This window comes from Leisingera sp. SA32 (assembly GCF_056033425.1).
Map to the genome: position 1 here is coordinate 1 of NZ_JBVYHB010000022.1, position 16,640 is coordinate 16,640.

26 protein-coding genes are annotated in these 16,640 nt (G+C 60.9%); 25 read left to right on the plus strand and 1 reads right to left on the minus strand.

What is annotated here, in order from left to right; all coding sequences use genetic code 11:
- The 10 genes from tuf to rplP all read left to right on the plus strand — a co-directional run.
- Positions 1 to 1,104, plus strand: a 1,104-nt coding sequence (gene tuf / locus AC0IPL_RS20480) for an elongation factor Tu (RefSeq protein ID WP_474276978.1), incomplete at its 5' end; no start/stop codon positions are given.
- 271 nt (positions 1,105 to 1,375) lie between these two features.
- On the plus strand, positions 1,376 to 1,690 hold the full coding sequence (gene rpsJ, locus AC0IPL_RS20485) for a 30S ribosomal protein S10 (RefSeq protein WP_019298501.1): 315 nt from the start codon (positions 1,376 to 1,378) through the stop codon (positions 1,688 to 1,690).
- An 18-nt stretch (positions 1,691 to 1,708) separates the two neighbouring features.
- On the plus strand, positions 1,709 to 2,413 hold the full coding sequence (rplC, locus tag AC0IPL_RS20490) for a 50S ribosomal protein L3 (protein ID WP_474276979.1): 705 nt from the start codon (positions 1,709 to 1,711) through the stop codon (positions 2,411 to 2,413).
- Positions 2,410 to 3,027, plus strand: a complete 618-nt coding sequence (gene rplD, locus AC0IPL_RS20495) for a 50S ribosomal protein L4 (RefSeq protein WP_474276980.1) — start codon at positions 2,410 to 2,412, stop codon at positions 3,025 to 3,027. The genes rplC and rplD overlap by 4 nt, the downstream gene beginning before the upstream one ends.
- Positions 3,024 to 3,320 carry a 50S ribosomal protein L23 gene (locus tag AC0IPL_RS20500; RefSeq protein ID WP_474276981.1) on the plus strand — a complete coding sequence of 99 codons (297 nt, stop codon included), beginning with the start codon at positions 3,024 to 3,026 and terminating at the stop codon, positions 3,318 to 3,320. Before rplD ends, AC0IPL_RS20500 begins: the two co-directional genes overlap by 4 nt.
- Before the next feature lie 499 nt (positions 3,321 to 3,819).
- Positions 3,820 to 4,662, plus strand: coding sequence for a 50S ribosomal protein L2 (rplB, locus tag AC0IPL_RS20505; RefSeq protein ID WP_474276982.1), 843 nt, complete (start codon positions 3,820 to 3,822; stop codon positions 4,660 to 4,662).
- A gap of 3 nt (positions 4,663 to 4,665) precedes the next feature.
- Positions 4,666 to 4,944, plus strand: coding sequence for a 30S ribosomal protein S19 (gene rpsS / locus AC0IPL_RS20510; RefSeq protein WP_024088539.1), 279 nt, complete (start codon positions 4,666 to 4,668; stop codon positions 4,942 to 4,944).
- Between the two features lie 3 nt (positions 4,945 to 4,947).
- Complete coding sequence (gene rplV / locus AC0IPL_RS20515) at positions 4,948 to 5,328, plus strand: 50S ribosomal protein L22 (protein ID WP_222456120.1); 381 nt, start codon at positions 4,948 to 4,950, stop codon at positions 5,326 to 5,328.
- Positions 5,328 to 6,038 carry a 30S ribosomal protein S3 gene (gene rpsC, locus AC0IPL_RS20520; RefSeq protein ID WP_474276983.1) on the plus strand — a complete coding sequence of 237 codons (711 nt, stop codon included), beginning with the start codon at positions 5,328 to 5,330 and terminating at the stop codon, positions 6,036 to 6,038. The genes rplV and rpsC overlap by 1 nt, the downstream gene beginning before the upstream one ends.
- A gap of 12 nt (positions 6,039 to 6,050) precedes the next feature.
- On the plus strand, positions 6,051 to 6,464 hold the full coding sequence (gene rplP / locus AC0IPL_RS20525; protein ID WP_222456118.1) for a 50S ribosomal protein L16: 414 nt from the start codon (positions 6,051 to 6,053) through the stop codon (positions 6,462 to 6,464).
- Positions 6,465 to 6,735: 271 nt separating this feature from the next.
- Here rplP and AC0IPL_RS20530 read toward each other — a convergent pair whose 3' ends face one another.
- Positions 6,736 to 8,916 (minus strand): methyl-accepting chemotaxis protein, encoded by a 2,181-nt coding sequence (locus AC0IPL_RS20530; protein ID WP_474276984.1) that lies wholly within the window; start codon positions 8,914 to 8,916, stop codon positions 6,736 to 6,738.
- Positions 8,917 to 9,109: 193 nt separating this feature from the next.
- Between AC0IPL_RS20530 and AC0IPL_RS20535 the strand changes: the two genes are divergently transcribed.
- The 15 genes from AC0IPL_RS20535 to AC0IPL_RS20605 all read left to right on the plus strand — a co-directional run bounded on the left by AC0IPL_RS20535 (position 9,110) and on the right by AC0IPL_RS20605 (position 16,348).
- On the plus strand, positions 9,110 to 9,730 hold the full coding sequence (locus AC0IPL_RS20535; protein WP_474276985.1) for a TIGR02466 family protein: 621 nt from the start codon (positions 9,110 to 9,112) through the stop codon (positions 9,728 to 9,730).
- A gap of 77 nt (positions 9,731 to 9,807) precedes the next feature.
- A complete protein-coding gene (locus AC0IPL_RS20540) occupies positions 9,808 to 10,851 on the plus strand; it encodes a succinylglutamate desuccinylase/aspartoacylase family protein (protein ID WP_474276986.1) in 1,044 nt (347 codons plus the stop codon).
- A gap of 207 nt (positions 10,852 to 11,058) precedes the next feature.
- Complete coding sequence (gene rpmC / locus AC0IPL_RS20545; protein WP_474276987.1) at positions 11,059 to 11,259, plus strand: 50S ribosomal protein L29; 201 nt, start codon at positions 11,059 to 11,061, stop codon at positions 11,257 to 11,259.
- Positions 11,260 to 11,271: 12 nt separating this feature from the next.
- The gene (gene rpsQ / locus AC0IPL_RS20550) at positions 11,272 to 11,502 is read left to right on the plus strand and encodes a 30S ribosomal protein S17 (RefSeq protein WP_005621877.1); all 231 of its coding nucleotides are present in this window, start codon (positions 11,272 to 11,274) and stop codon (positions 11,500 to 11,502) included.
- 100 nt (positions 11,503 to 11,602) lie between these two features.
- Complete coding sequence (gene rplN, locus AC0IPL_RS20555; protein WP_005621870.1) at positions 11,603 to 11,971, plus strand: 50S ribosomal protein L14; 369 nt, start codon at positions 11,603 to 11,605, stop codon at positions 11,969 to 11,971.
- Between the two features lie 2 nt (positions 11,972 to 11,973).
- Positions 11,974 to 12,279 (plus strand): 50S ribosomal protein L24, encoded by a 306-nt coding sequence (rplX, locus tag AC0IPL_RS20560; RefSeq protein ID WP_474276988.1) that lies wholly within the window; start codon positions 11,974 to 11,976, stop codon positions 12,277 to 12,279.
- A complete protein-coding gene (rplE, locus tag AC0IPL_RS20565; RefSeq protein ID WP_474276989.1) occupies positions 12,279 to 12,842 on the plus strand; it encodes a 50S ribosomal protein L5 in 564 nt (187 codons plus the stop codon). Before rplX ends, rplE begins: the two co-directional genes overlap by 1 nt.
- A 19-nt stretch (positions 12,843 to 12,861) precedes the next feature.
- Positions 12,862 to 13,167, plus strand: a complete 306-nt coding sequence (rpsN, locus tag AC0IPL_RS20570) for a 30S ribosomal protein S14 (protein WP_058289476.1) — start codon at positions 12,862 to 12,864, stop codon at positions 13,165 to 13,167.
- 13 nt (positions 13,168 to 13,180) lie between these two features.
- The gene (rpsH, locus tag AC0IPL_RS20575) at positions 13,181 to 13,573 is read left to right on the plus strand and encodes a 30S ribosomal protein S8 (RefSeq protein ID WP_474276990.1); all 393 of its coding nucleotides are present in this window, start codon (positions 13,181 to 13,183) and stop codon (positions 13,571 to 13,573) included.
- Between the two features lie 13 nt (positions 13,574 to 13,586).
- Positions 13,587 to 14,120, plus strand: a complete 534-nt coding sequence (gene rplF, locus AC0IPL_RS20580; protein ID WP_474276991.1) for a 50S ribosomal protein L6 — start codon at positions 13,587 to 13,589, stop codon at positions 14,118 to 14,120.
- Positions 14,121 to 14,131: 11 nt separating this feature from the next.
- Complete coding sequence (gene rplR, locus AC0IPL_RS20585) at positions 14,132 to 14,491, plus strand: 50S ribosomal protein L18 (RefSeq protein WP_474276992.1); 360 nt, start codon at positions 14,132 to 14,134, stop codon at positions 14,489 to 14,491.
- 135 nt (positions 14,492 to 14,626) lie between these two features.
- A complete protein-coding gene (gene rpsE, locus AC0IPL_RS20590) occupies positions 14,627 to 15,190 on the plus strand; it encodes a 30S ribosomal protein S5 (RefSeq protein ID WP_474276993.1) in 564 nt (187 codons plus the stop codon).
- 12 nt (positions 15,191 to 15,202) lie between these two features.
- The gene (gene rpmD, locus AC0IPL_RS20595; RefSeq protein ID WP_474276994.1) at positions 15,203 to 15,391 is read left to right on the plus strand and encodes a 50S ribosomal protein L30; all 189 of its coding nucleotides are present in this window, start codon (positions 15,203 to 15,205) and stop codon (positions 15,389 to 15,391) included.
- Between the two features lie 263 nt (positions 15,392 to 15,654).
- On the plus strand, positions 15,655 to 15,867 hold the full coding sequence (locus AC0IPL_RS20600) for a DUF1127 domain-containing protein (RefSeq protein ID WP_474276995.1): 213 nt from the start codon (positions 15,655 to 15,657) through the stop codon (positions 15,865 to 15,867).
- A 265-nt stretch (positions 15,868 to 16,132) separates the two neighbouring features.
- Positions 16,133 to 16,348, plus strand: coding sequence for a DUF1127 domain-containing protein (locus tag AC0IPL_RS20605; RefSeq protein ID WP_474276996.1), 216 nt, complete (start codon positions 16,133 to 16,135; stop codon positions 16,346 to 16,348).
- Positions 16,349 to 16,640 lie beyond the last annotated feature (292 nt).

Here is a 16,640-nt window from a genome sequence, read left to right on the forward strand (position 1 = left end):
AAGACCACGCTGACCGCAGCGATCACCAAGTACTTCGGTGACTTCAAAGCCTACGACCAGATCGACGGCGCACCGGAAGAAAAAGCCCGCGGCATCACCATCTCCACCGCCCACGTGGAATATGAGACCGAAGCGCGTCACTACGCCCACGTCGACTGCCCCGGCCACGCTGACTATGTGAAGAACATGATCACCGGTGCGGCGCAGATGGACGGCGCGATCCTGGTTGTGAACGCCGCCGACGGCCCGATGCCCCAGACCCGCGAGCACATCCTGCTGGCGCGTCAGGTTGGCGTTCCGGCCCTGGTTGTCTTCATGAACAAGGTTGACCAGGTCGACGACGAAGAGCTGCTGGAGCTGGTGGAAATGGAAATCCGCGAGCTGCTGTCGTCCTACGACTTCCCGGGCGACGACATTCCGATCATCGCAGGCTCCGCGCTGGCGGCGATGGAAGGCCGTGACCCGGAAATCGGCGAAAACAAGATCAAAGAGCTGATGGCGGCCGTGGATGAGTACATCCCGACCCCCGAGCGCGCGGTTGACCAGCCGTTCCTGATGCCGATCGAAGACGTGTTCTCGATCTCTGGCCGCGGCACCGTTGTGACCGGCCGTGTCGAGCGTGGCGTGATCAATGTTGGCGACAGCATTGAAATCGTTGGCATCAAAGACACCACCACCACCACCTGTACCGGTGTGGAAATGTTCCGCAAACTGCTGGACCGTGGTGAAGCAGGCGACAACATCGGCGCCCTGCTGCGCGGCATCGACCGTGAGTCGGTTGAGCGTGGCCAGGTTCTGTGTAAGCCGGGTTCGGTGACTCCGCACACCAAGTTCGAAGCCGAAGCCTACATCCTGACCAAGGAAGAAGGCGGCCGTCACACGCCGTTCTTTGCGAACTACCGTCCGCAGTTCTACTTCCGCACCACCGACGTGACCGGCACCGTGACCCTGCCGGAAGGCACCGAGATGGTGATGCCGGGCGACAACCTGAAGTTCGAAGTTGAACTGATCGCGCCGATCGCGATGGAAGACGGTCTGCGTTTCGCCATCCGCGAAGGCGGCCGCACCGTTGGCGCGGGCGTCGTTTCCAAAATCACCGAGTGATCAGGTTTCCTGATTGATTGATGGGAAGGGCGCCCTTGCGGCGCCCTTTTCTTTGTGTTCCGCGCCCTCATGACGGGGGTGGTGGAAAAGCTTCCGGAAGGCGATTGTTTTCCTCCGTGCCCCTTGCCACACAGTCTTATCACGCGTATAGGGCGCGAGTTCGCCTTGTGCGAACAGGGGCGGGGTGATTCCCGCCTTTTGGGTTCGAAGAGGGGTTGCGGTGGTCGCAGGCCCTCCTCTCAACCTCAACGCCTGACAATAAGGCTGTACGATGCAAAGCCAAAACATCCGTATCCGGCTGAAGGCATTTGACTATCGCGTGCTGGATGCTTCCACGCAAGAGATCGTCAACACTGCCAAGCGGACCGGCGCCCAAGTACGTGGCCCGATCCCGATGCCGAACAAGATCGAAAAATTCACTGTTCTGCGTGGTCCCCACGTTGACAAGAAATCCCGCGATCAGTTCGAGATCCGCACGCACAAGCGTCTTCTCGACATCGTCGACCCGACACCGCAGACCGTGGACGCGCTGATGAAGCTCGACCTGGCCGCCGGCGTTGACGTCGAAATCAAGCTGCAATCGTAAGATCGGAGGGTATAGATTATGCGTTCCGGTATTATCGCAAAGAAAGTCGGCATGACCCGGCTGTTCCTCGAAGACGGCAAGCAGATCCCTGTGACCGTTCTGTCGCTGGACGGCCTGCAGGTTGTTGCACAGCGCACCGAGGAAAAGGACGGCTACACCGCCGTTCAGCTGGGTGCAGGGTCCGCCAAGGCAAAGCGCACCAGCCAAGCCATGCGCGGTCACTTCGCAGCAGCCAAGGTTGAGCCCAAGCGCAAGCTGGCTGAATTCCGCGTTCCCGCGGAAGGTCTGATCGAAGTCGGCGCCGAGATCTCGGCCGAACACTTCCTGACGGGTCAGAAAGTGGACGTGACCGGTACCTCGATCGGTAAAGGTTTCGCAGGTGCCATGAAGCGTCACAACTTCGGTGGTCTGCGCGCCTCGCACGGTGTGTCGATCTCGCACCGTTCGCACGGTTCGACCGGTCAGTGTCAGGATCCGGGCAAGGTCTTCAAAGGCAAGAAGATGGCTGGCCACATGGGCGCTGCCCGCGTGACCACCCAGAACCTGGAAGTGGTGAAAACCGACGCCGAGCGCGGCCTGGTCTTCATCAAGGGCGCCGTTCCGGGCCCGAAATCCGGCTGGGTTACCGTCAAGGACGCCGTGAAGAAGAAAGCCCCCGAGGGTCTGCCTTTCCCGGCCGCTCTGAAAACTGCGGAAGCTCCCGCGGAAGGTGGTGAAGCATGAAACTTGACGTGATCAAACTCGACGGCGGCAAGGCTGGCGACATCGAGCTGTCCGAAGACCTGTTCGGTCTGGAGCCGCGTGCGGACATCCTGCACCGTGTGGTCCGCTGGCAGCGCAACAACGCGCAAGCCGGTACCCACAAGGTGAAGACCCGTTCGGAAACCTCCTACTCGACCAAGAAGATCTATCGCCAGAAGGGCACCGGCGGCGCGCGCCACGGTGACCGTAACGCGCCGATCTTCCGCAAGGGTGGTATCTACAAGGGTCCGACCCCGCGTTCGCACGGCCACGAGCTGACCAAGAAGTTCCGCAAGTTGGGCCTGCGCCACGCGCTGTCCGCCAAAGCCAAAGCGGGTGAACTGGTCATCATCGAGGACGCCGCAGCCGAAGGCAAAACCGCCGCCCTGGCCAAGCAGGTGAAAAACCTGGGCTGGAAGCGCGCGCTGATCATCGACGGTTCTTCGGTCAACGAAGACTTCCTGAAAGCGTCGCGCAACATCGAAGGTCTGGATATCCTGCCGACGATGGGTGCAAACGTCTATGACATCCTCAAGCGTGACACCCTGGTGCTCACCAAAGCGGGTGTCGAAGCACTGGAGGCTCGCCTGAAATGAGCGCGAAGGCAGAACACTACGACGTGATCCGCAAGCCGATCATCACCGAGAAATCCACCCTGGCGTCCGAAAACGGCGCCGTGGTGTTTGAAGTGGCGATCGACAGCAACAAGCCGATGATCAAGGAAGCTGTTGAAGCTCTCTTTGGTGTAAAGGTGAAAGCGGTCAACACCACCGTCACCAAGGGCAAGGTCAAGCGTTTCCGCGGCCAGCTGGGCCGTCGCAAAGACGTCAAGAAGGCCTATGTGACCCTGGAAGAAGGCAACACCATCGACGTGTCCACCGGACTCTGAGATCAGGTTGCCTGAGAATTGAGAAGGCCCTCGCGATAGCGGGGGCCTTTTCGTATTTCCAGAGGTGTTAGCGGTCTGTGACCGCAGTGTTGCTCGCGCTTGGGCCGTCATTTGAACGCGTCGTGTCGAGTAATGTTGCCAGCTGCATTCACACTTTCGGCTTCATCTCGTGGGGGGAAGTGGTTCGCGGGTTTCGCGGAAACAGGCCAAACGACGTCCCCAGACGTTCGCGCTCCACGTGCCGATAGCGCTGCCGTCAGGCATTGCGCCTTTGACTGGGCCGTCAGCAACTCTTCCCCATTGCCACCTGCCCACGACTCTGCTAAGCCGCACCAATCCTGCACACCCCGGATTCGTTCCGGGGTTGTTACGTTTGTCAGGATGCATGAACTCTGGGACCTTAGGGGCCCTATAACTCAGGCACCTACGGGGGCCTTAAACATAGCTGGGCCAAAGAAAATAACCTAAGGCTCGGCACGCTAAACGGAAGACAGAAAGCATGGCACTCAAGTCGTATAAGCCGACGACGCCGGGCCAGCGTGGGCTGGTTCTGATCGACCGTTCGGAGCTTTGGAAAGGGCGTCCGGTCAAGTCTCTCACTGAGGGTTTGACCAAATCGGGCGGCCGGAACAACACCGGACGGATTACTTCCCGCCGCCGTGGTGGCGGCGCAAAACGTCTCTACCGGATCGTTGACTTCAAACGGAATAAATTTGATGTCGCCGCAACCGTCGAGCGCATCGAGTATGACCCCAACCGCACAGCCTTCATCGCACTGGTGAAGTATGAAGACGGCGAGCAGGCCTACATCCTGGCGCCGCAGCGTCTGGCAGTTGGTGACAAGGTCATCGCCTCCGCAAAGGCCGACATCAAACCGGGCAACGCAATGCCGTTCTCGGGCATGCCGATCGGTACCATCGTTCACAACATCGAGATGAAGCCAGGCAAAGGCGGCCAGATCGCCCGCGCAGCTGGTACTTATGCTCAGTTTGTTGGTCGTGACGGTGGCTACGCCCAGATCCGCCTGTCCTCGGGTGAACTGCGCCTGGTGCGTCAGGAATGCATGGCCACCGTTGGTGCCGTGTCCAACCCCGACAACTCCAACCAGAACTACGGTAAAGCCGGTCGTATGCGCCACAAAGGCAAGCGTCCGAGCGTCCGTGGTGTGGTCATGAACCCGATCGATCACCCGCACGGTGGTGGTGAAGGTCGGACCTCTGGTGGTCGTCACCCGGTGACACCCTGGGGTAAGCCGACCAAGGGTAAGCGTACCCGCAACACAAATAAGGCGTCGCAGAAGCTCATCGTTCGCTCGCGCCACGCCAAGAAGAAAGGCCGCTAATCCATGGCACGTTCCGTATGGAAAGGCCCCTTCGTTGATGCTTATGTCCTGAAAAAGGCTGAAGCAGCGCGTGAATCGGGCCGCAATGAAGTGATCAAGATCTGGTCGCGTCGCTCCACCATCCTGCCGCAGTTCGTTGGTCTCACCTTTGGTGTGTACAACGGCAAAAAGCATATCCCCGTCAACGTCTCGGAAGACATGATTGGTCAGAAGTTCGGTGAGTACTCGCCGACCCGTACCTATTATGGCCATGCCGCAGACAAAAAAGCGAAGCGGAAGTAAGTCATGGGTAAGGAAAAGAATCCCCGCCGCGTGGCAGACAACGAAGCAATGGCAAAACTGCGCATGCTCCGTACCTCGCCGCAGAAACTGAACCTTGTGGCTCAGATGATCCGTGGCAAGAAAGTCGAGAAGGCCCTGACCGACCTGACTTTCTCCAACAAGCGGGTCGCGCAGGACGTGAAGAAATGCCTTCAGTCCGCCATTGCGAATGCTGAGAACAACCACAACCTGGACGTCGATGAACTGATCGTCGCCGAGGCATGGGTTGGCAAGAACCTGACCATGAAACGCGGTCGCCCGCGCGCCCGTGGCCGGTTCGGCAAAATCCTGAAGCCGTTCGCGGAGATCACCATCAAGGTGCGTCAAGTTGAGGAGCAAGCCTAATGGGTAACAAAGTTAATCCGATCGGCATGCGCCTTCAGGTCAACCGCACCTGGGACAGCCGCTGGTACGCCGACACCAAAGATTTTGGTGATCTTCTGTTGGAAGACATCAAGATCCGCGATTTCATCAAGGATGAGTGCAAGCAGGCCGGTATCGCGCGTGTGATCATCGAACGCCCCCACAAGAAGTGCCGTGTGACCATTCACACTGCGCGTCCGGGCGTGATCATCGGCAAGAAAGGCGCAGACATCGAAACCCTGCGCAAGAAGCTGGCGAACATCACCGACAGCGAACTGCACCTGAACATCGTTGAAGTCCGCAAGCCGGAACTCGACGCTGCTCTGGTCGGCGAGTCCATCGCACAGCAGCTGGAGCGTCGTGTCTCCTTCCGCCGTGCCATGAAGCGCGCCGTGCAGAACGCCATGCGCATGGGTGCCCTGGGTATCCGCGTGAACGTTGCGGGCCGTCTTGGCGGCGCGGAAATCGCGCGCACCGAGTGGTACCGTGAGGGTCGCGTGCCGCTGCACACCCTGCGTGCCGACATCGATTACGCACACGTCGAAGCCAAGACTGCCTATGGCATCATTGGGATCAAAACCTGGATCTTCAAAGGTGAGATCATGGAACACGATCCCCAGGCGCGTGACCGTAAAGCACAAGAAATCCAGGACGGCCCTGCACCTCGTGGTGCTGGTGGCGGCCGTCGCTAAGGAGGATTTGAGATGCTTCAGCCAAAGCGTACTAAATTCCGCAAAATGCACAAAGGCCGGATTCACGGCCTGGCAAAAGGCGGTTCGGACCTGAACTTCGGCACCTATGGCCTGAAGGCAACCACCCCTGAGCGTGTGACTGCACGTCAGATCGAGGCTGCCCGTCGTGCCATGACCCGCCACATGAAGCGTCAGGGTCGTGTCTGGATCCGTATCTTCCCGGACACTCCGGTGACCTCCAAGCCCGTCGAAGTTCGTATGGGTAAGGGTAAAGGTTCCGTGGATTATTGGGCATGCAAGGTCAAACCCGGCCGCGTGATGTTCGAAATCGACGGCGTAAGCGATGAAGTCGCACGCGAGGCGCTGCGCCTCGCCGCGATGAAGCTGCCGGTCAAGACCCGCGTCGTGGTCCGCGAAGACTGGTAAGCCGCTGCCCGCGCGGGTGTGCTGTTGTCCGCAACAGCCCCGCCCTGAGGCAAGTGGTAAGAGAACAAAAAAGCCCCCGCCGGGATCTCGGCGGGGGCTTTTTCTATGGTTCGGGTGCAAGACGGTCTGTGGTGAACAGGCCTGACCGGGCATCGTTTATGGGGCGTTGCGGGGCTGCCAACTTGAACCCCGTTGCGGGGCTGGCCCGAAATGGTCGCCCCGCCACGGCCTGCGGATGCGCCGGAGAGGCGCCCGCAGACCGCCTTCAGCGTCAGGCTGCGCGCCGGGGAGTTTCGTCCGTGATTTGGGCAGGGGTGCCACCTGCCGCCGTCGTCATGTCGGGTCTGTCGTGGGCCAGCTGGAAGCCGGCGATGGCCTGCGCCAGCCGCGCCGCTTCGTCGCGCAGCATCTGACCGGAGGCCGCGGTTTCTTCCAGCATCGCCGCACTTTGCTGGGAGTCGCGGTCCAGCGCTTCCAGCGCGACGTTCACCTCGGAGATGCCGTTGGCCTGTTCATGGGTGTTCTCGGCGATCTCATTCACCTTTTCCGCCGCCTGGCTGACCATTTGATAGATCGTGGCCAGGGCCGCGCCGGTTTCATCGGCCAGTTTCACGCCGCTGGTGACCTCTGTCTGGCTGCTGTTGATCAGCGCGCTGATCTCCTGCGCCGCCGCCGAGGAGCGCTGTGCCAGCGCCCGCACTTCGGACGCCACCACGGCAAAGCCACGGCCCGCCTCGCCGGCGCGTGCGGCTTCGACCCCGGCGTTCAATGCCAACAGGTTGGTCTGAAAGGCCACATCGTCGATCAGCCCGGTGATCTTGGAAATCGCGTCCGAAGAATCCTTGATCCGCTGCATCGCCGCGATGGTTTCCTCGCCCACCTTGCGAGTGGTTTCCGCAGTGGCCTGGGCGTCATTGACAAAGCGGCGCGCGCCTTGGGCGCTTTCTGCGGTGTCGCGCACAGTGTCGCTGACTGTCTGCAACGCCGCCGATGTCTCCTCCAACGACGCGGCAGACGCTTCGCCGCGACGGGATGCATCGCCCACCGCGCCGGCGATTTCATTGGAGGTGTTGTTCAGCATCTCGCTGCTGCCGGCCAGCTGGCGGATCACGCCATCGAGGTTGCCGGTCAGGTGGTTGATGGCATCGGCGATGTCCTTGAACACGCCCTGCTGCCCTGCGGGCATGCGCTGCGTCAGATCGCCATCGGCCAGCGCTGCCAGTACCTTGACCACATCGCCCAGCCCTTTTTGCGCAACTTCGCCGATGGTGTTCACACCCTGGCTCAGACTGCTGTCGTTGCCTGAGCCGCCCTGGATGCGGCGGGAAAAATCGCCGGCACCGCAGGCTGTGATGACATCCGCGATTTCGGCGTTCAATTGCTGCTTGGCAATCTCGGCCTGGCGGAAATCACCCACCGCAGCGGCAATGGCGGCAATCTCGCGGATGCGGGTGCGTGGTACTGGCGGCGTGTAGTCCGCCTTCAGCATCTGTTTCAGCACCCGATCGGTCTGCTTTAGCGGTCGGGCGATTCCACGGGCCAGCAGCAGGGCCACCGCGATGAACAGCAGCGAGCCGACAATGCCCGCGCGCAGGGCGTTGGTCTGTGCTGCGGCGCTCACCGCTTCGCCTTCGCTCTGAACCGTTTCCAGTTCGCGCCGCACCTCACCCTGAAGGGCAGACAGCAGCGGTTCGGCAGTGGCGAAGTGGGTGGACACCTCCTGGCGCAGCTCGGCCTCGGCCAGTTTTTCTGTCACATAGTCGGCAAAGCTCTTCTGATAGGCGGCCATGAGCCCCAGGATTTCCTGTTGCTGGGCGGCGTTGCTGTAGTAGCTTGCGGGAAAGGCCGAGAATTCTTCGATGCGGGCATTCAGGCGGTCCAGATACTTTGGCGCCTGGCGCATGATGAAATCCTTTTCATGCCGCCGCATCATCAGCATCTTCACCTGCATTTCCGGACGGTTCAGCTTCGCCAACGTGGTTTCAGCCGTCTTCACAGAGCGGCGCAGCTCACCTTCCAGGCCACTGTTTTCATCCAGACCAAGGCGCAGGTTGCTGGCTGTCAGGGCGTTAAAACCGGCTTCATACGCCTCGATCGCGGTGCCGAGCGCGGCCAGCTCGCCGCTGCGCTGCGACAGGGCCGGCACCTCCGGCATTTTCTGCGTCAGCGCCGCATAGGCGTGCTTGATGCGGGTCATGGTTTCCGCGTGGCGCTGGACGTGCTGGTCCTCTCGGCGCAGCAGGAAATCCTTCTCGGCGCGGCGCGCCATCAACAGATCCAGCTCGACCGCGTCGAGGTTGCGATAGGCCGATTCGATGACCGACACCCGGTCCTGCATCGCGTCACGCACCCCGTGCGAATACATCAGCAGGCTGACCAAAGCGGCCATAAGCCCTCCGGCAAGAACGATGATCGACAGGATTGCCGATCCGACAGAGATTTTTAGCTTCATGTGACTGGGACCATTTTCACGAGAGAAGTTGACGGTGTTTCTTGTTTTTCCCTTACCCTTAGCGCCCAATGGTTAAATCCATGTTGGAATCCGATAGAGATTTTGTTTTGTCTTGACGGTAGCGCCCCTGCGCCAAATGGACCGCAGGCGGCGGGCTCTCGCACTTGCGCTGTGTCTGCGCTAAGACGGCTGCATGGCCCAAATTGAATCGCTCTTCGTGACCCGCCTTTATCGTGCTCAGCTGTCCGAACACGGACCCTCGGTTGATGCTCAGGAACTGGAAAACTCATGCCTGGTCATCGCCGGTGATGACGAAGCCGGACAGGATTGGTGCGAGGCCAACGGCTATCCCGGCTATACGTCCTATGCATCGCTGACCGATCTGCCCTGGCGCTTCCCGATCTTTGCCGACCTGGTGAAATCATTGGATCTCCACGTCGCGGCGTTTGCCAAGGATCTGGAACTGGACCTGGACGGGCGCGCGCTGGTGCTGGAGGACCTCTGGATCAACATCCTGCCCGAAGGCGGCACCCATGCCAGCCACATCCACCCGCATTCGGTGATTTCCGGCACCACCTATGTGGCGATGCCGGACGGTGCCTCGGCGTTGAAACTGGAAGACCCGCGCCATGCGATGATGATGGCACACCCGCCGCGACAGAAGGCGTGTCGGCAGGAGCTGAAGACCTTTGTCTACCAGTCGCCCGGTGTGGGAGACGTCCTGCTGTGGGAAAGCTTCATCCGCCACGAGGTGCCGATGAACATGGCCGAGGACGAGCGGATTTCCGTCAGCTTCAACTACCGCTGGGAATAGGGTGGCGCACGGGCGTGATTGTCAAAGCCGCGAAACCTGCTAAGGCTTTTGCAGCTAGTCCATGAAGGGCCCATACCATGTCGCGTCGTCCTGATTTTCAGATTGGGGACTTCCGCGTCCCCGCCGGCACCCGCCGCACGGTGGATTTGCCGGTCAGCGTGCTGTCCGACCACACGCCAGTCACCATGTCCGCCCACGTGATTCACGGGGCCGAGGACGGGCCTGCACTGTTTGTCTCGGCCGCCATTCACGGCGACGAGGTGATCGGCGTGGAAATTGCCCGCCGCCTGCTGCGCGCCCGCAAGTTCTCTCGCCTCAAGGGCACGCTGATCGTGGTGCCGATCGTCAACACGTTCGGCTTTCTGAACCATTCGCGCTACCTGCCGGACCGGCGCGATCTCAACCGCTGTTTTCCTGGCAGTGAGGGCGGCTCGCTGGCGAGCCGTCTCGCGCATCTGTTCATGAAAGAGGTGGTGGCGCGCTGCGATCTCGGGATCGATCTGCATTCGGCGGCGATCCACCGCACCAACATGCCGCAGATTCGGGTGTCGCCCAAGGTGAAGGAGACGCTGGCCTTTGCCGATGCCTTTGGCGCGCCGGTGGTGATCCGTTCCGGCCTGCGCGACGGTTCGCTGCGCAAGGAGGCGCAGAATCTTGGCGTCGACGTCCTGCTCTACGAGGCAGGGGAGGGGCTGCGGTTCGACGAACAATCCGCCCGCGTTGGCGTGGCCGGCATCCTGCGGGTGATGCATTCGCTTGGCATGATCCCGGAGGATGGCGTGCCGCTGGCCGAAGCGGTGCCCGTCACCGCCGCCAGCAGCAGCTGGGAGCGCGCGCCCGCGGGCGGACTGCTGCGTGGCTTTAAGACGACAGGCGACATGGTGGAGCAGGGCGAGGTGCTGGGCATCGTGTCCGACCCTTTCGGCGAACAGGAGGCGGAGTTGGTCGCGAGCCGCGCCGGGCTGGTCATCGGCCGAACCAACCTGCCGATCGTCAACGAGGGCGATGCGCTGTTCCACATCGCCAGGGTCGTAGATGCCGCCGAAGCCGAGCAACGCATCGAGGACCTGAGCGCCCAGCTGGACGACGCGGCGATGTTCGACGAGGATGAGATCATCTGAGCCGTGGCGCTGCGCGGGTCGACGCCAACCTTTCCCTTGCCCCTGTCGGCTGTGTCCTCTATAGGGACCCATCACTTGGTCCCAATCCGCTTCGGATCCGGGCTGGGTGATTCTTTTTTGCCGCGTCTTCGGCGTGGATGACATAACCCACCAGATAACAAGGTGACCCTCGGGGCCTTCTGGTGCTTTGGACAAGGAACAAAGGCGATGAACGCCAATGATCTGCGCGAAAAGACCGTGGATGAACTCCGCGATCTGCTCGCATCCCTGAAAAAAGAGAGCTTCAACCTGCGCTTTCAGCAGGCAACCGGTCAGCTGGAATCGACTGCAGGCATCAAGGCGGCGCGCCGCAATGCTGCCCGTGTCAAAACCATCCTGAACGAAAAAGCCGCCGCAGCGGCTGAATAAGGAGCTTCTCGAATGCCCAAGCGTATCCTGCAAGGCGTCGTGACCTCCGACGCAAACGCACAGACCGTCACCGTTTCCGTAGAGCGTCGCTTTACGCATCCGGTTCTGAAGAAAACCATCCGTAAGTCCAAGAAGTACCGGGCTCACGATGAAAAGAACGCTTTCAAGGTCGGCGACTCCGTACGCATCATCGAATGCGCGCCGAAATCGAAAACGAAACGCTGGGAAGTTCTGGAAGCCTAAGAGTCTCGTCACGAGACTCCTGGCGACTAGACTTGACAGTCAGTCGAAACCCTGGGGGATACCAGCACGCATCGCTGCCCCATAGGTCGGGAGAAACCACATGATCCAGATGCAAACAAATCTGGATGTTGCTGACAACTCCGGCGCTCGCCGAGTTCAGTGCATCAAGGTTCTGGGTGGCTCCAAGCGTAAATACGCATCCGTAGGCGACATCATTGTCGTTTCGGTCAAGGAAGCCATCCCGCGCGGCCGCGTGAAAAAAGGCGACGTCCGTAAGGCCGTTGTCGTGCGCACCGCCAAAGAAGTCCGCCGCGAAGACGGTACCGCGATCCGCTTTGATCGCAACGCCGCCGTCATCCTGAACAACAACAACGAGCCGGTCGGTACCCGTATCTTTGGCCCGGTTGTTCGTGAGCTGCGCGCGAAGAACTTCATGAAGATCATCTCGCTGGCTCCGGAGGTGCTGTAATTATGGCTGCTAAACTCCGCAAAGGCGACAAGGTCATCGTGCTGGCCGGCAAGGACAAGGGCAAGGAAGGCACCATCGCCTCCGTTGACCCGAAGGCCGGTAAAGCCATCGTCGAAGGCGTGAACATGGCCATCCGCCATACCCGCCAATCGCAAAATGAACAGGGCGGCCGCCTGCCCAAAGCACTGCCGATCGACATGTCGAACCTGGCACTGCTGGACAGCAACGGCAAAGCAACCCGTGTTGGCTTCCGCGAGGAAGACGGCAAGAAGGTCCGCTTCGCCAAGACCACCGGGGAGACTGTCTGATGCTTGACGATGCAACCTACACCCCGCGCCTGAAGACGCTCTACAAGGACACCATCCGTGGCGCCCTGAAAGAGGAATTCGGCTACAAGAACGACATGATGCTCCCCAAGCTGGAGAAAATCGTTCTGAACATCGGTTGTGGCCGCGCGGCTGTCAAAGACAGCAAGAAAGCCAAATCCGCACAGGCAGACCTGACGCTGATCGCTGGTCAGAAAGCTCTGACCACCGTGGCGAAAAACTCCATCGCTGGCTTCCGCGTTCGCGAAGGCATGCCGATGGGCGCCAAGGTGACCCTGCGCGGCGACCGGATGTATGAATTCCTGGATCGTCTGATCACCATCGCAATGCCCCGTATCCGCGACTTCCGCGGTGTTTCGGGCACCTCGTTTGACGGCCGCGGCAACTATGCCATGGGCCTGAAAGAGCACATCGTGTTCCCGGAAATCGATTTCGACAAGATCGATGAGCCTTGGGGCATGGACATTGTGATTGCCACCACCGCGAACACCGACGCGGAAGCAAAGGCGCTGTTGAAAGCTTTCAACATGCCCTTCAACAGCTAAGCGCGGGAGAGAAGAGACCATGGCTAAGAAAAGCATGATCGAACGCGAGAAGAAGCGCGAGCGCCTGGTGGCCAAATATGCCGCAAAGCGTGCCGAGCTGAAAGAAATCGCAAACGACGAAAGCCGTCCGATGGAAGAGCGCTTCAAGGCGCGCCTGAAGCTGGCCAAGCTGCCGCGCAACTCGTCGGCAACTCGTCTTCACAACCGTTGCCAGCTGACCGGCCGTCCTCACGCTTACTACCGTAAGCTGAAGATCAGCCGGATCGCGCTGCGGGAACTGGGCTCCAATGGCCAGATCCCCGGCATGGTGAAATCGAGCTGGTAAGGGAGAGACAGATATGAACGATCCTATCGGCGATATGCTCACCCGCATCCGTAACTCTCAGATGCGCGGCAAATCCACCGTCTCGACCCCGGCTTCCAAGCTGCGGGCCTGGGTGCTGGACGTGCTGGCAGACGAGGGCTACATCCGCGGTTACGAGAAAACCACTGGTGAAAATGGCCACCCGGCCATTGAAATCAGCCTGAAATACTTCGATGGCGAACCCGTCATTCGCGAGCTGCAGCGGGTCTCCAAGCCCGGTCGTCGCGTGTACATGGGCGTCAATGACATCCCGTCGGTCCGTCAGGGCCTGGGCGTGTCGATTGTCTCCACCCCCAAGGGTGTGATGTCGGACGCAAACGCACGCGCAGCCAACGTCGGCGGCGAAGTGCTTTGCACCGTCTTCTAAGGAGGCCTGAACGATGTCCCGTATTGGTAAGAAACCGGTCGAACTGCCCAGCGGCGTGTCCGCAAGCGTGTCCGGCCAGACCATCGAAGTCAAAGGCCCGAAAGGCGCCCGTACCTTCACTGCCACCGACGACGTGACCCTCAGCGTTGAGGACAACATCGTCAAGGTCGAGCCGCGCGGCAAATCCAAGCGTGCTCGCCAGCAGTGGGGTATGTCCCGCACCCAGGTTGCAAACCTGGTTGCCGGCGTGACCCAGGGCTTCAAGAAAGAGCTGGAGATCCAGGGTGTGGGTTACCGCGCGCAGATGCAGGGCAACACCCTGAAGCTGAACCTGGGCTACAGCCACGATGTCGACTTCGTTGCGCCTGATGGCATCACCATCACCGCACCGAAGCAGACTGAAATCGTTGTGGAAGGTATCGACCAGCAGCAGGTGGGCGAAGTGGCGGCGAAAATCCGCGACTGGCGCCGTCCCGAGCCCTACAAAGGCAAAGGCATCCGCTACAAGGGCGAATTCATCTTCCGCAAGGAAGGCAAGAAGAAGTAAGGACCAGCAAGATGGCAAACAGCAAACGTACCCTGTTTCTGAAGCGCCGGCTGCGCGTCCGGAACAAGCTTCGCAAAGTGAACGCAGGCCGCCTGCGTCTCTCCGTGCACCGCTCGAACAAGAATATCTCTGTTCAGCTGATCGACGATCTGCGCGGCGTGACCCTGGCTGCGGCTTCCACCCTGGAAAAGGATCTGGGTGTTGTCGGCAAGAACAACATCGAGGCCTCCGCCAAGGTTGGCGCCGCGATCGCAGAGCGTGCCAAGGCCGCTGGCGTGACCGAAGCCTATTTCGATCGTGGCGGCTTCCTGTTCCACGGCAAGGTGAAGGCCCTGGCCGACGCCGCGCGTGAAGGCGGTCTGAAGATCTAAATCCCAAGCGGGCAGCCCTTCGGGGCTGCCCCGATGATCCGGGAGGCCGTGCCTTTGGCGCCACCCTCACCAAGGATTGGAATAAAACCGGCGCCCCGTGCTTTGTGCAGTGCGCCATTCTGAAAGGAATGCCTGATGGCAGAACGTGATAACCGCCGCGGCAACCGCCGCGACCGTGACGAGACACCGGAATTCGCAGATCGCCTGGTCGCGATCAACCGCGTGTCCAAAACCGTAAAGGGCGGTAAGCGCTTTGGCTTTGCTGCACTGGTTGTCGTTGGCGACCAGAAAGGCCGTGTCGGCTTTGGCAAGGGCAAGGCAAAAGAAGTGCCTGAGGCGATCCGCAAGGCGACCGAACAGGCCAAGCGTCAGATGGTCCGCGTGCCGCTGAAAGAGGGCCGCACCCTGCACCACGACATCAACGGTCGTCACGGTGCCGGCAAGGTGGTCATGCGCACCGCCCCCGAAGGTACCGGGATCATCGCAGGTGGTCCGATGCGTGCCGTGTTCGAGATGCTGGGCGTCAAGGACGTGGTGTCCAAGTCGATCGGCTCGCAGAACCCCTACAACATGATTCGCGCCACTCTGAACGGCCTGACCAAAGAACAGAGCCCGCGCTCTGTGGCTCAGCGTCGTGGCAAGAAGGTTGCTGACATCCTGCCCAAGCGGGACGAAGCACCCGCGGAAGCAGAAGCGTAAGGAGACGGATCCATGGCAAAAACCATCGTCGTCAAGCAGATCGGCTCGCCGATCCGCCGCCCCGCCAAACAGCGCGCAACGCTGGTTGGCCTGGGCCTGAACAAGATGCACAAAACCCGTGAGCTGGAGGATACTCCTTCGGTGCGCGGCATGGTCAACTCGATCTCGCATCTGGTTCAGATCATCGAAGAGCGCGGCTAAGCCCTCTCTGCGATCCTGATTATGGAAAACGCCTCCGGTTCCGCCGGGGGCGTTTTTCGTCGTGGGGCCATGCTGCGGCCTCCGGCGGGGCGGGGGCCGAGGCGATGCCTCCATCGCGGCACGCCCCTTGCACCCGCCGCATAGCGGGCAGACCGAACCGGCAATTGTTATCGCCAACGGTATTTCCTATCTCAGTGTCACAGAAACAGAGCAAACCAAGCACTGCCGGGAATAGGCCCGGCTCAGATACAAGGATCTTAATGATGGCACATGTTCTTTCGTCCGCCCCGTCCGTTTCCCTGACCGCCCGCATCCGTCGTGGCGTTGACACGGTCCGGGCCGCCTGGGTTCAGTCCCGTGAGTACCAGCGCACCTTCAATGAGCTGGACGGCCTGAGCGATCGTGAACTGGCCGACATCGGCCTGCGCCGCGGCGACATCGCCGACATCGCGCGCCAGCACGTCTACGGCCACTGAATTCTCTTCCCCGGACCGCTCTCCTCCTCCCTTTGGTCCGGGCCAAGACGCCCCTGTCCGACACCCGGACGGGGGCGTTTTTCGTTGCCCGGGGCGGGGGCGCAATTTTCAACGGGTCGGGCCATGCAAAAACCGCATGGCCGCCAGACCAAAGCATCGGTTGAAGGCCATCCGCAGGCCGCCTATCTCCCGTGCACCCACAGCGAACAGATCATCAGATCCTGCCGGAAAGCGTTTCCGGCATCGATGCAAGGAAACAAGAAAAATGGCATATTCAACTCTCTCCGCACCTGTCTCCACCGGTTTCGGCGCCCGTCTGCGCGGCGTTTTCACCGCTGCCGTCCGGGCCTGGAAACTGCGTCGCGACTATCGCCGGACCGTGGACGCGCTGCGCGCCATGTCCTCCCGCGACCTGGCCGACATCGGCCTGACCCGCGCCGCGGTCCCCGGCGCAGCGCATGAGCACGTCTACGGCAAGTAAATTCGTATCGCCGGACCCGGATCCTCCTCCCTCTCCGCGGACCGGCGCCAAAGCGCCCCTGCCATCTGGCGGGGGCGTTTTTGTTTGGCGACCCTTCGGGTGTTGCGCCGACGGCGTACGCCCGGCCCACGGCGAATTAACACCGCTGTGGCAGTGTTGTTTGCGATCATGATCACCCGCCGGGCCTGACACCCCCGGCACCTGGAACTGGGCTCCGGTCTGGCACCCGGAGCGCGCGAATGCGTTTTCGCATGGGGACATCCCCATCCCATCTCCACCCCGGCGGCGCCGC

Coding starts and splice junctions, on each gene's coding strand:
- rplE (WP_474276989.1), top strand. CDS start 12,279: ATGCTTGACGATGCAACCTACACCCCGCGCCTGAAGACGCTCTACAAG.
- rpsJ (WP_019298501.1), top strand. CDS start 1,376: ATGCAAAGCCAAAACATCCGTATCCGGCTGAAGGCATTTGACTATCGC.
- rpsQ (WP_005621877.1), top strand. CDS start 11,272: ATGCCCAAGCGTATCCTGCAAGGCGTCGTGACCTCCGACGCAAACGCA.
- AC0IPL_RS20530 (WP_474276984.1), bottom strand. CDS start 8,916: ATGAAGCTAAAAATCTCTGTCGGATCGGCAATCCTGTCGATCATCGTT.
- rplP (WP_222456118.1), top strand. CDS start 6,051: ATGCTTCAGCCAAAGCGTACTAAATTCCGCAAAATGCACAAAGGCCGG.
- rpsS (WP_024088539.1), top strand. CDS start 4,666: ATGGCACGTTCCGTATGGAAAGGCCCCTTCGTTGATGCTTATGTCCTG.
- rplX (WP_474276988.1), top strand. CDS start 11,974: ATGGCTGCTAAACTCCGCAAAGGCGACAAGGTCATCGTGCTGGCCGGC.
- rpmC (WP_474276987.1), top strand. CDS start 11,059: ATGAACGCCAATGATCTGCGCGAAAAGACCGTGGATGAACTCCGCGAT.
- rpsE (WP_474276993.1), top strand. CDS start 14,627: ATGGCAGAACGTGATAACCGCCGCGGCAACCGCCGCGACCGTGACGAG.
- AC0IPL_RS20535 (WP_474276985.1), top strand. CDS start 9,110: ATGGCCCAAATTGAATCGCTCTTCGTGACCCGCCTTTATCGTGCTCAG.
- rplV (WP_222456120.1), top strand. CDS start 4,948: ATGGGTAAGGAAAAGAATCCCCGCCGCGTGGCAGACAACGAAGCAATG.
- AC0IPL_RS20605 (WP_474276996.1), top strand. CDS start 16,133: ATGGCATATTCAACTCTCTCCGCACCTGTCTCCACCGGTTTCGGCGCC.
- rplF (WP_474276991.1), top strand. CDS start 13,587: ATGTCCCGTATTGGTAAGAAACCGGTCGAACTGCCCAGCGGCGTGTCC.
- rplR (WP_474276992.1), top strand. CDS start 14,132: ATGGCAAACAGCAAACGTACCCTGTTTCTGAAGCGCCGGCTGCGCGTC.
- rpmD (WP_474276994.1), top strand. CDS start 15,203: ATGGCAAAAACCATCGTCGTCAAGCAGATCGGCTCGCCGATCCGCCGC.
- rplD (WP_474276980.1), top strand. CDS start 2,410: ATGAAACTTGACGTGATCAAACTCGACGGCGGCAAGGCTGGCGACATC.
- rplC (WP_474276979.1), top strand. CDS start 1,709: ATGCGTTCCGGTATTATCGCAAAGAAAGTCGGCATGACCCGGCTGTTC.
- AC0IPL_RS20500 (WP_474276981.1), top strand. CDS start 3,024: ATGAGCGCGAAGGCAGAACACTACGACGTGATCCGCAAGCCGATCATC.
- rplB (WP_474276982.1), top strand. CDS start 3,820: ATGGCACTCAAGTCGTATAAGCCGACGACGCCGGGCCAGCGTGGGCTG.
- rplN (WP_005621870.1), top strand. CDS start 11,603: ATGATCCAGATGCAAACAAATCTGGATGTTGCTGACAACTCCGGCGCT.
- rpsC (WP_474276983.1), top strand. CDS start 5,328: ATGGGTAACAAAGTTAATCCGATCGGCATGCGCCTTCAGGTCAACCGC.
- rpsN (WP_058289476.1), top strand. CDS start 12,862: ATGGCTAAGAAAAGCATGATCGAACGCGAGAAGAAGCGCGAGCGCCTG.
- rpsH (WP_474276990.1), top strand. CDS start 13,181: ATGAACGATCCTATCGGCGATATGCTCACCCGCATCCGTAACTCTCAG.
- AC0IPL_RS20600 (WP_474276995.1), top strand. CDS start 15,655: ATGGCACATGTTCTTTCGTCCGCCCCGTCCGTTTCCCTGACCGCCCGC.
- AC0IPL_RS20540 (WP_474276986.1), top strand. CDS start 9,808: ATGTCGCGTCGTCCTGATTTTCAGATTGGGGACTTCCGCGTCCCCGCC.